2 protein-coding genes and 1 tRNA gene are annotated in these 3,656 nt (G+C 70.5%); all 3 read left to right on the top strand.

The window, feature by feature from the left end; all coding sequences use genetic code 11:
• The first annotated feature begins 343 nt into the window (after nucleotides 1-343).
• The 3 genes from VIB55_RS24750 to VIB55_RS24760 all read left to right on the top strand — a co-directional run bounded on the left by VIB55_RS24750 (nucleotide 344) and on the right by VIB55_RS24760 (nucleotide 3,557).
• Complete coding sequence (locus VIB55_RS24750; protein ID WP_331879366.1) at nucleotides 344-1,063, top strand: SDR family oxidoreductase; 720 nt, start codon at nucleotides 344-346, stop codon at nucleotides 1,061-1,063.
• A gap of 114 nt (nucleotides 1,064-1,177) precedes the next feature.
• On the top strand, nucleotides 1,178-3,370 hold the full coding sequence (locus VIB55_RS24755) for a PBP1A family penicillin-binding protein (RefSeq protein WP_331879367.1): 2,193 nt from the start codon (nucleotides 1,178-1,180) through the stop codon (nucleotides 3,368-3,370).
• 104 nt (nucleotides 3,371-3,474) lie between these two features.
• Nucleotides 3,475-3,557, top strand: a tRNA-Leu gene (locus VIB55_RS24760).
• Nucleotides 3,558-3,656: the final 99 nt, after the last annotated feature.

Raw genomic sequence — 3,656 nt, forward strand, 5'->3', positions numbered from 1 at the left:
TTTCCGGCGGCCCTGCGCCGATACAAAGATGTGGGTAATGGATAGCCCGCTTGCGGGAGAGGGGGCCGGGGGGAGAGGGCAGCCGGGGACTGCTGCGGACCTACCGAAGCGCTCCAAGCCATGGAAGCGGCCCTTGCCCACACATCGGCACCGACGGACGCGCACCACACTCGCTCCCTTCCCCCGCGGCAGTTTGCGGGGGCCGGGTTGGGGATGGGGCGCGCCCGCGGAATCCGCCGAGGTCAGTCGGACCAGGTGCGACTCGGCCGCGCGCCTCGGGTCCGTCGTGCCGTTGCCGCACCCGCCGTTGCCGGAGCCGCCTCTCCGCGTGTAACCTTCCCGCATGAAAACAGCTCTCGTCACCGGCGGCGCAGTCCGCATCGGCCGCGAAATCTCTTCCGCGCTCGCCGGGCTCGGATATCGGCTCGTCATCCACTACAACTCGTCCGCGCGGCCCGCGGAGGAGCTGCGCGACGAGATCGTCGGGCGCGGCGGCGAGGTGGCCATCATCGGCGCGGACCTGTCCGACGATGCAGAGGTGCGGCGGCTGGCGAGCGAGGCGGTGGATGCGTTCGGCGGCATCGACCTGCTCGTCAACAACGCATCCGTGTTCCCGTCCGAGCGGCTGGAGCAGACCAGCGAGGAGCTCTGGGACCACACGCTCGCCGTCAACCTGAAAGCGCCCTTCTTCCTCATCCGCCACCTTGCCCCCACCCTTCGCGAGCGGAAGGGCACCGTCATCAACCTCGCCGACCTCGCGGGAATGCAGGCGTGGGCCGCCTACGCCGCCCACGCGGTATCCAAGGCCGGGCTCATTCACCTGACCAAGGTCGCCGCGCGAAACCTTGCGCCCGACGTTCGCGTAAACGCCATTGCGCCCGGCACCGTGCTGCCGCCGGAAAATCTCACCGAAGCCGAGATCGCGGAGCTCGCGCGGCGCTCGCCGCTGCAGCGCAACGGATCGCCGCAAGACGTGGTGCGCGCATTGTTGTATCTTGTGGAAGCGGACTTCGTTACCGGCGAAACGCTGGTGGTGGACGGCGGGCGGCTGCTGCGCGGCTGAGTCGCAGCAGCCCGCTTTGACGACGGAGCGGCGCGGTTCGGAACACCGCCCGTCCGGTGCCGGTACACAGCTGGACCTCCTGGCAGACTCTCCATCCCGTTTTCCCCGAGCCAGATGGCACGCAAGACCACCCGGCCCCGTGCCGCCAAGAGCGGCGGACGCTCGCGGCTGCGCACCACCGTTCGCGTCCTGCTGATCGTGCTGGCCGTCGGCGCCGCCGCGGGCGTGGGCGCGCTGGCGTGGCTGTGGCCGCGCTGCTCGGGCGCGGACTGCCCGTCCGTGGTGGCGCTGCGCGATTACGCGCCCCCGCAGGCCACGCGCGTGTACGACGGACGCGGCCAGCTGGTCGCCCATCTTGCGCCCGAGCGCCGCATCGTGGTGCCGCTGGAGCGCATTCCCGCCCACGTGTCGGGCGCGTTCCTGGCCGTGGAAGACAAGCGTTTCTACCGCCACAAGGGCGTGGACTGGCGCCGCGCGTTCGGCGCCATGGCCCGCAACGTCCGCTCGCTCAGCTGGAGCCAGGGCTTCAGCACCGTCACCATGCAGCTGGCGCGGAACGTCTTTCCCCAGCACCTGAAGCGCGAGAAGACGCTGCGGCGCAAGCTGTGGGAGATCACGCTGGCGCAGAAGATCGAGGGCGAGTTCTCCAAGGACGAGATCCTGGAGATGTACCTGAGCCAGATCTACCTGAGCGCCGGGCTGTACGGCGTGGAGGCGGCGTCGCAGGGCTACTTCGGAAAGTCGGCGACGAAGCTGACCAACGCGCAGGCCGCCATGCTGGCCGCCATCCCGCGCAACCCGTCGTTCTACGATCCCCGCCGCAACCCCGACGCGGTGCGCAGCCGGCGCGACATGGTGCTGGGGATGATGGCCTCGTCCGGCGTCATCTCGCGCGAAGAGGCGCAGGCCGCCATCGCCGAGCCGCTGGGCCTGGCCCCGCCGCCCGAGGCCCGGGGGCGCGCCCCGTACTTCATCGCCGCGGTGCGCCGCGAGCTTCGCGAGCGCTTCGGCACCGACGCCGACCAGGCGGGCTACCGCGTGTACACCTCGCTGGACCCGGCGCTGCAGTCCGCGGCCGAGCAGGCGCTCGTCGCGCAGATCCGCGCGGTGGAACGGGGAACGCACGGCCGCTTCCGGGGGGCGTCCTGCGGGGCCAGGCCGGCCAACCCGGGCGCGTGCCTGCAGGGGATGTTCGTGGCGATGAACCCCGACAACGGCAACGTGCTGGCCCTGGTGGGCGGCCGCGACTACGCGCTCAGCCAGTTCGACCGGGCCACGCAGGCGCGCCGCCAGGCGGGCTCGGCTTTCAAGCCCATCGTGTACTCCGCGGCGCTGGCGAAGGGCATTCCCATCACCGAGCCGCTGGTGGGCCCCGGCGCCACGGATTCCACGGGCGGCTACTATCCCGCCGACCACGTTTCCGACTCGCTTACCATGGACATGCGCGGCGCGCTGCGCACCTCGTCCAATCGCGCGGCGGTGGTCCTGGGGCAGAAGGTGGGCGCCACCCGCGTGGTGCAGGCCGCGCACGACATGGGCATCACCACGGAGATCAAGCCGTACCCGTCCACCTTTCTGGGCGCCGCCTCGGTGATCCCCATCGAGCTCGTGGCCGCCTACGCCCCGTTCGCCAATGGCGGCGCCGCGGTGAAGCCCCGGCTGATCCAGCGCGTGGTGGATTCCAACGGGCGCGTGGTGTGGGAGGCCAAGTCCGCCAAGCGCTACGTGATGTCGCCCGGGGTGGCTTACCTGACGACGTCACTGATGCGCGACGTGGTGGACCGCGGCACGGGATCGGGCGTGCGGACGGCCGGGCTGCCGTACACCATTGCCGCCGCCGGGAAGACGGGAACGACGAACGACGCGGCGGACGTGTGGTTCGTAGGCGCCACCCCCGACGTGGTTGCGGGCGTGTGGCTGGGCTTCGATCGTCCCGCGCGCATTTTGGCGAACGCGTCGGGCGGCGGGCTGGCGGCGCCGGTGTGGGGCAAGGTGATGGCGTCGTACTACCAGCGGCACGGCGCGCCCACCGCGTGGACGCCGCCCTCGGACCTCACGAGCGTGCAGATCGACCGCTCCACCGGACGCCTGGCCACCGGCGGATGCCCCGGCGAGCAGGTGGCGACGGAGTACTTCCTTCCCGGTACCGAGCCCACGGAGCAGTGCCCGGTGCACCCCGACGACTTCGGCGGCTGGTTCGGCCGCACGATGCGGGGCGTAGGCGACTGGCTGGGCATCGGCGGCGATCCCAAGCAGGCGCTCCCGCCGAAGCCGCGACCCCGCGATCCGCTGTCCGGGACGCACTAGCGGCGCGGGGAGATCCAGGTCGGTGAACTGCGGCGGTGGAAGAACGCGGGACTTCGGATTATGTTGAAGTACGCGAGTCGCCCCGATCGGAACGTCCTCGCCGCGCCTGGGTGGTGAAATCGGTAAACACAGGGCACTTAAAATGCCCCGGCCAAAAGCCTTGCGGGTTCGAGTCCCGCCCCAGGCATCATCGATCCCCGCCGTTACTGACGGTGGGGATTTCGCTTATTCCTTCCGCAGTATGTTCCGGTCTGCGAATGGCAGTTAGGGCATAGCAGTCGCAGGT

The sequence above is a fragment of the Longimicrobium sp. genome, assembly GCF_036554565.1.
GTDB lineage: Bacteria > Gemmatimonadota > Gemmatimonadetes > Longimicrobiales > Longimicrobiaceae > Longimicrobium.